We start from the raw sequence: 7,646 nt of genomic DNA on the forward strand, positions 1-7,646 counted from the left end.
AACCACTGAGAGCAGGAGGCAACCGTGCGGTCCAAGCGCGACCAGGTGCAGGCACACACATTCATGATGGGGCGGCTCACGTCGGGCATGCTGCTGGCCGACCCGGACGCCCCGGAGAGCCCGCTGGGCCGCACCACTCGTGGTGCGCTGATCGGCATCATCGTCGGCATCCTGATCGCCGCCGGCGCCTTTGTCTACGGGCTGCTCCGGCCGGGCGGCAACGATTCCTGGCGCGGCGGCGACAGCCTGATCGTCAACAAGGACACGGGCGCGCGCTACCTGTACTCGGACGGCCGGCTGCGTCCGGTGCGCAACTACGCGTCGGCGCTGCTGATCGGCGGCGCTGGCCTGAAGACCACCACCGTGGGCACGAACTCGCTGAAGGGCACCCCCGTGGGCGCACCCGTCGGCATCGCCGGCGCCCCTGACGGCGTACCGGACCCCGGTGACCTGGAGAGGTCGGCGTGGGAGGTGTGCTCCACCGGCGGCGGCGAGGAGACCACGCTGGTGCCGGGTGCGCCGGTGGAGAACCTGCCGATCGGCGCGGGTTCGGCACTGGTGGTGCAGGGACCGGACAACCGTACCTACCTGATGTGGCAGGGCAGTCGTCTGGAGCTGGACGAGAAGTCGGGCGCCGCGGAGTCGCTCGGTTACGGCGCGGTGGCGCCCCGTCCAGTATCAGCGGCGTTCCTCGACACCTTGGTCAGCGGCCCGAAACTGGCCACCCCTAAGGTCACGGGCCGGGGTGCGAAGGGGCCGGTGCTGGCAGGCAGGAAGACCCGGGTCGGGCAGGTGGTCCGGGTGACTGCCGGCTCCGGCAGCCAGGACTACGTAGTCCAGAAGGACGGTCTGCACGCGGTGACGGCCACTCAGTCGGCGCTGCTGCTGGGCGACCCCGACACCCGCAGGAAGGCGTACGCCGACGCGTCCCCGGCAGCCGTGGCGATCGGGGTCTCCGACCTGCGCGCCCATCAGGCTCCGGGCACGGCGGGCAGCGACCCGTCGGTGACCGGGCTGCCGGACAGCCCGCCGTCGGCTCTGCGCCTGCCCACCGGGCAAGCGGCGTGCACACGGATCGATCCGGACGGTGGCGCAGTGCGGGTGACATCGGTGCGGATCGCGGAGACGGTGCTGTCGCCTTACGCCGCGGCCGACTCCACGGCGCTGATCCCGGCCTGTGTGACAGTGGACCACGTGGTGACGCGTCCAGGGCGCGGCACACTGGTACGGGTGCTGGGCGCGGCAGGAGCGACGGTCGGCAACACCACGTTCCTGGTAGGCGACGACGGGGTGAAGTACCGCGTCGCTGACGCGGAGGCACTGGCCGCCCTCGGCTACTCGGACGGGGACGCAGTGAAGGTGCCGTCCACGCTGCTGTCCTTGCTGCCCACCGGCCCGGACCTCAACACGAAGGCTGCGGCCCGGTCGGCGTCGGACACGGGCGCAGGAAAAGCGGCGAGCCCTGCGACACAGTGCGCAGCCACCGGCGCGGAAGGCGGCGGGGCGCGGGCAACCTCCCGCAGCGCCGGTTCGGCGGTCGCCGGAGTCACCACGGCCAGCGGCGCCGGATCGGGCGTCAGGGCGGGTGCTTCGAGCACTGGAGAACCTGATTCGGGCGCCTTCGCGTCCCACCGCCCTGCCGGCTGAGACGATCGGCACACCCATGAACAGGCTCAAAAGGGGCTGTTGCGCGCGGCGCGTGACCTCTTCGGTCTCCGGAGATGTTTCCCAACGGTTAATGACTTTGGAAAATATTGATCTTCAACCTCAGATCTACCTCAGCTTGTTGTCTTTTCAACTGGCCGGACTCTAGGCTCGCGTTGCTCGTTTCAAGATCCGACTTACGAAAGGTGGGACGATGGCGGGAGACGGCCAGCAGTCAAGCGAATCATCAACCCGGAACGGTATCCAGGCACTCGAATCGGCCTTCAGCGGGATCATGAAGATCCGCCAGGACGTCGACAGCACGAAGTCCACCCTGGGCTCGGGCTACCAGGGCAGTGACGGCGGCCAGTACGGCCAGCTCCTCGCCCAGTGGGACGGCCAGTGCAACGTCATCCTTAAGAACCTTGAGGACGTCATCGACCGGCTGAACCAGAGCCTCGTCGAGCACAACAAGACCCAGGGTTCATCGAATGACGCGATCAACCAGGCGTACAACACCTCCCAGTCAGCCTTCGATCAGCTGGTCGGCTGAACCTGGACGCCTCGCCGGCATCAAGGCCCTTCGGATACCTGCCGGATGGGCCACCCCCACCCTCAACACCGTGTGAAAGAGGCAGACCGTGGCAGACAACCTGAGCGACGGTGTCATCTACGTCAGCTACAACCACATGTCGAACGCGGCGGACGACATGGTGATGCAGACCAAGGCGATCGGGCAGACCCTGTCCAACCTCGAGGCAGAGCTCAGCGAGCTGTCCAAGACCTGGTACGGCAACGACGCCGACACCTATCGCCAGAAGCAGGCCGCCTGGGACGGCGCGGTGCAGAACATGGAGGTGCTGCTCACCTCGCACGCGCAGCTTCTGAGCGACATATCCGGTAACTACAAGTACAGCGAGAACTCACTCAGCCAGATGTGGTCCGAGGTAACCATCGGCCGCTGAGCCGGCCGCCTCGCCGCGCCGGCCGATCCCCCCTCGGCCGGCGCGGTACCGGCATCTCTCCGCATTGTCGCCGCGCCGCATGCCGGTACGGCGCGTTCCGCCACCGGAGGCACCCATGGCAGACCTGACCCATCTGGATTCGACGGCGCTCAAGAACTTCAAGAACAACGATGTCGCGGACTTCATCACCGATCTGCTCAACATCCGTAAGGACAACGCGGGTGTCCGCTCGCTCAAGAACCTGGTCGCGGAGACCGGTTCGGGCTCGGCGTCGGGCGACGCCAAGATGCTGCGCATCGGCCTGATGGGCGGCGGCGACAGCCAGGACCCGACCGGCGGCTCGGCACTGATCGAGGCAATGAAGACGCAGGGCGACGCGCTGGACGGCATCTTCAAGAGCCAGAAGATCCTTTTCGACGACATCGACTCCGCTCTTGAGGAAACCATCACCACGCTGCTGAAGACCCAGGGCGACAGCCTGGCCTCGATCGAGGGCGAGAAGTTGATGGACATCTTCGACACGGTCGACGACGACATGAGCGGTACTGGCTCCGACAACTGACGCGGGCGCCGGGCCGGCTTCCGTCCGTCGCCCGGCCCGGCGTCCCCCTCCTCCCACCTCCCCTCCCTCAGCCCCAGCAGCGGAGTCCGTCCATGGCCGACGACGGCAGCAGTACTTCCGGAACGCCCACCTACGACCCGGACGACTACTACGCCCAGGCGATCACCAACTTCACCGGCTACACCATCCCGGCCCGCTCCAGCCTGTTCAACTCCCTCAGCAGCGACAGCGGCGACGACTTCTCCGACCTCAAGCTGTTCCGGATGGAGATCTCCGGGCAGTCCATGCGCGCGGTATCCACTGAGGACTACACGGCGCTCAGCGGCTTCCAGAAGAGCAAGGGTGAGGACTACGACCTGGCCTTCTACGACGCGGGCGGCGACGGCGCGCACACCAGCGTGAGCCTGAAGAAGGCGCGGATCGTGATGATCGGCGTCGGCGTCGGCGAAGACGGCCGTGCCGACCTATGGGGGGACGGAACGGTCTCCGGCGGCGGCGAGTTCGAGGGCTCGTACTCACACGTCCAGTGGGACTCCGGCCCGATGGCCCAGTACATCTCCGGCAGCAAACTGGCTCTGGACGAGCTGCTGAACAACCACACCACCAAGGGCTGGAGCTTCAGCAACCTGTCGGTCCTCGATGGCAACGCGGTCGACTTCAAGTCCTTCGAGGAGACGGGGCAGTCCTTCGACCGGGCGATGCAGTTTTTCAAGGATCACTCGGACGTCGTCAACGGGTGGATGAAGTCGCTCGGCGAGGACCAGGCCGCCTGGAAGGGCAAGGCGGCAAGCCTCTTCTGGCACCTGCTGGACGAGCTGAAGACCAACTACGAAGGGTACGTCTCGCAGTTGGGCGGCCGTGACTACAGCCCGAAGAACACCACAGTGGGCGGATACGTCCCCAGGTCGAAGCTGAGCGACGCACTGGCTGCCGCGCAGACCGCACTCAAGGACGCGGTCACCAGCCTTCAGGCGGCATGGAACAACTGGGCCAAGGACGGGCAGCACGACCCGCACAGGCACTTGGTGAAGGTGCTGGACGACGTGTCCGCCTTCGTCCTCAGGGACAACATCCAGCACGTGAACGTCAAGACCCAGTACTACGGTGGGTACGGTGGTGGCGGTTCGTACAAGTCCTACTCGACCACGGCGGAGTTCAAGCAGACCTCCGAGTACGGCGACCTCACCGAGCACACCACCTGGAAGAAGATCGCCGACGCGGCCGTCAAGAGCTGGTCGGACCACGCCGACTTGATGCTGAAGCAGCCGGCCATCGACGCCCTCAGCAACGTGAAGTCAGCCTGGGCCGACGTGACGGACGCCTTCGGCCAAGAGGTCACCAACAAGAACTCCGAGACACTGGCCGAGGTCCTCGCCGAGGAAGAGGCCGACATCGCGGAGGAAGAGGCCAACGCCAACAACGACAAGCTGAACGACTACCTCGACGGGCTCAACAACAACATCAACACGATCGGTGACGGTCTCAACGACCTCAACGACGGACTGAACGACAGCCTCAACGACCTGGGCGACGGGTTCAAGGACCTCAACGACGGGCTCAACGACAGCCTCAACGGGCTGGGCGACGGGTTCAAGGACCTCAACGACGGGCTCAACGACAACCTGAACGGGCTGAATGACGGTCTCAATAACAGTCTCAACGGGATCAACGACGGCCTCAACGAGAGTCTGAACGGCCTCGGCGCAGGTCTCAACGGTCTCGGCGACGGCGTCAACAACCTCGGTGACGGTCTCAACAACAACTTCACCACGCTCAACGACGGGCTGAACAACAGCCTGGGCGATGGCCTGGGCCTGAACGGGGACCCGAACTCCCCGCTCGGAGGACCGAACCCGGACGTACCGGTGGCTCCGCTCACCTCGCTGCTGAACAACGGCCTGACCAACGACGGCCTGAACGACCTGGACAGGACCGGGGGGTCCTCATTGCTGAACTCCCCCACCGGGGGCAACACCCAGCTCAACGACGACGGCACACTGACCACGAAGTTCCCCGACGGCTCGACGCAGACCATCGACCCACGCACGGGCCTGGTCACCAGCACCTCGCCGAAGGGCGTGACGTCGACCTCGCAGCTCAACCCGGGCACCCGCCTGTTGAACCCGGACGGATCGACCACCACGCTCAACGACGACGGCACGCTCACCACCACCTTCCCGGACGGTTCGAGTCAGACCCTCGATCCGAAGACCGGCCACGTGGAGACCCTCAACCCGGACGGCAGCCTGTCCGAGTCGACACTGACCCCGACCGACGGCGCCTTCACCAACCCGGGCGGCTCCACGTCTCAGCTCAACGGCGATGGCACGCTCACCACGAAGTTTCCCGACGGCTCGACGGAAACCCTCAACCCGGACACCGGCCAGGTCACCGTCACCGATTCCTCGGGCAACGTCACCACCCACCAGCTCAACCCAGGTGAGTCGTTCACCAACCCGGACGGCTCCACCACAACCCTGAACAACGACGGCACACTCACCACGAAGTTCCCCGACGGCTCGACGCAGACCCTCAACCCGGACACCGGGCAGCTCACCACAACCGACGCCGCCGGACACTCCACCACCACCGATCTGAATCCAGCCCCGAACACGTTCACCACACCGGACGGGTCCACTTCGCAGATCAACCCGGACGGCACCGTCAGCACCCACTTCCCGGACGGTTCGACGGAGATCCTGAACCCGGACACCGGTCAGATCACCGTCACCGATCCCTCGGGCAACGTCACCACCCACCAGCTCAACCCAGGTGAGTCGTTCACCAACCCGGACGGCTCCACCACAACCCTGAACAACGACGGCACACTCACCACAACGTTTCCCGACGGTTCCAAGCAGGTCCTCGACCCGGATACGGGCCGGCTGACCACCACGGACGCGGCCGGGCACACCACCACGACCGACCTGGACGGCAACGGCCCGTCCCTCGACACCCGTATCCCGGACCTCAACAGCCTCAACCACAACGGTCCGGACACCAACGGACTCAACACCCAGAGCCTCGACGGCCCGCATACCTCTTCGCCGCTCACCCACTCGACCGGTCTGGACACCCACGGACCGGGCGGCTCGCTGAACAATCCCGGCGGCCTGGACTCCAACCTCGACGACTACTACGACGACTACGACAGCACCCCTTACGGCGGCGGCTCCCTGGGGTCGACCACCCCCGCCGCCGCGCTCGCCGGCAACTCAGCGGCGCAGTCCGCGAACGGCACCCCGCTCAACCCGATGGGCATGGGGGGTGGCGGCATGCCCGGCATGGGCGGCGCGGGCGGCGGCGGCCAGGGCACCAGCGAACGCACCCGGGCCGTCCTCACCGACCCGGTCGGCAGCGCCCGGGGCGGGCGCGTCGGACGGGCCGCGGCGGGAGCCGACGAGGACGAGGAGATCGTGTACACCCGGCCGACCACCTCCAGTGCGCCCTACCCGGTGGGCGGGCCCGGCGGCGCCGGCCAGGGCTCCACGACCACGGAGAGCGGCGACCGCGCCCGCGAGGCGTGGCTGACCGAGGACGACGACGTGTGGGGCACCGACGACGGCGGCGCCCCGGCGGTCATCGGACGCTGAGGACGCACGAGGGGCGAGGCAGGAGAGGACGGGAGAGGGAGTGCGCGGTGAACAGTGAGTCGATCGAACAGCGGCTGGCCAAGGCGATGGCGGAGCTGGAGGAGACCGAGGCCGCCGTGGCGCGCGCCGAGAGCGAACTGGCCCACGCCGAGGCGACGGTGCGCTCGGCGGACCGCTCGGTCGAGGTGACCGTCTCCGCCCAGGGGGACATGACCGCACTGACCTTCCTGGACGACAAGTACCGTACGATGCCCGCAGGTCAGCTCGCTGCCAGCGTGCTGGAAGCGGCGCAGGAGGCGCGAGCCCGGATGGCCAGGCGGGTGATGTCCACCTTCGAGCCGTTCACCCAGGCGCACGCGGAAGCGCCCGAACTCACCGGCTTCGACGTGGACTGGAACAAGATTTTCGGGCCCGGCGTGCTGGAGGGGCCGAAGGGCGATCGCCGCCGCGGCTCCGGTCGGCTCCGTGACGAGATCAGCGAAGACCCGGAGGACTGAGGAGACGATGACGGAGAACGCGTACTACGCCAGCATTCCCGGCCTGGCCGGCGGCACCCGGCAGCTCCAGGCGATCAGCGACTACGCCGTCGACATGTTCAACGAGTTCTTCCACGACGTGTCGGAGACCAGCGACTGGCCCGGCAAGGACGACAGTTACGCCAAGACGATGATCCCGCAGGAGAAGAAGCAGCGGGAGGGCGCGGTGAGCACCGGCGAGGCCCTGACCGAAGCCATCGTCGGCGTGGGCGACGGCACGCTCGCCAACCTGAGGAGCGTCCTGACCACGCTGGGCGGCAACCTCGACGCGATCCACGAGTCCCACATCGACAACAGCAACGTCTCCGGCGGCACGCACGGCGGCGGCAGGCACTGACGGACCGGA

At 67.1% G+C, this 7,646-nt stretch carries 7 protein-coding genes; all 7 read left to right on the forward strand.

Annotated elements, in window-relative coordinates; translation table 11 throughout:
• Positions 1–24: 24 nt before the first annotated feature.
• The 7 genes from eccB to RLT58_RS05695 all read left to right on the forward strand — a co-directional run bounded on the left by eccB (position 25) and on the right by RLT58_RS05695 (position 7,637).
• The gene (gene eccB / locus RLT58_RS05665; protein WP_311309280.1) at positions 25–1,647 is read left to right on the forward strand and encodes a type VII secretion protein EccB; all 1,623 of its coding nucleotides are present in this window, start codon (positions 25–27) and stop codon (positions 1,645–1,647) included.
• A gap of 211 nt (positions 1,648–1,858) precedes the next feature.
• Positions 1,859–2,197, forward strand: coding sequence for a hypothetical protein (locus RLT58_RS05670; RefSeq protein ID WP_311309281.1), 339 nt, complete (start codon positions 1,859–1,861; stop codon positions 2,195–2,197).
• Positions 2,198–2,285: 88 nt separating this feature from the next.
• Entirely contained in the window at positions 2,286–2,609 is a 324-nt protein-coding gene (locus tag RLT58_RS05675) for a WXG100 family type VII secretion target (protein WP_311309282.1), read from the forward strand.
• Between the two features lie 115 nt (positions 2,610–2,724).
• Positions 2,725–3,171 (forward strand): type VII secretion system-associated protein, encoded by a 447-nt coding sequence (locus RLT58_RS05680; RefSeq protein WP_311309283.1) that lies wholly within the window; start codon positions 2,725–2,727, stop codon positions 3,169–3,171.
• Positions 3,172–3,263: 92 nt separating this feature from the next.
• Positions 3,264–6,764: an AAWKG family protein gene (locus RLT58_RS05685; protein WP_311309284.1), complete on the forward strand. Its 3,501-nt coding sequence runs from the start codon at positions 3,264–3,266 to the stop codon at positions 6,762–6,764.
• 47 nt (positions 6,765–6,811) lie between these two features.
• Positions 6,812–7,261 (forward strand): YbaB/EbfC family nucleoid-associated protein, encoded by a 450-nt coding sequence (locus tag RLT58_RS05690; protein WP_018105147.1) that lies wholly within the window; start codon positions 6,812–6,814, stop codon positions 7,259–7,261.
• A 7-nt stretch (positions 7,262–7,268) separates the two neighbouring features.
• Positions 7,269–7,637: a hypothetical protein gene (locus RLT58_RS05695; protein ID WP_311309285.1), complete on the forward strand. Its 369-nt coding sequence runs from the start codon at positions 7,269–7,271 to the stop codon at positions 7,635–7,637.
• Positions 7,638–7,646 lie beyond the last annotated feature (9 nt).

The sequence above is a fragment of the Streptomyces sp. ITFR-16 genome (genome assembly GCF_031844705.1).
Lineage (GTDB): Bacteria > Actinomycetota > Actinomycetes > Streptomycetales > Streptomycetaceae > Streptomyces.

Coding starts and splice junctions, on each gene's coding strand:
- RLT58_RS05695 (WP_311309285.1), top strand. CDS start 7,269: ATGACGGAGAACGCGTACTACGCCAGCATTCCCGGCCTGGCCGGCGGC.
- RLT58_RS05670 (WP_311309281.1), top strand. CDS start 1,859: ATGGCGGGAGACGGCCAGCAGTCAAGCGAATCATCAACCCGGAACGGT.
- RLT58_RS05685 (WP_311309284.1), top strand. CDS start 3,264: ATGGCCGACGACGGCAGCAGTACTTCCGGAACGCCCACCTACGACCCG.
- RLT58_RS05680 (WP_311309283.1), top strand. CDS start 2,725: ATGGCAGACCTGACCCATCTGGATTCGACGGCGCTCAAGAACTTCAAG.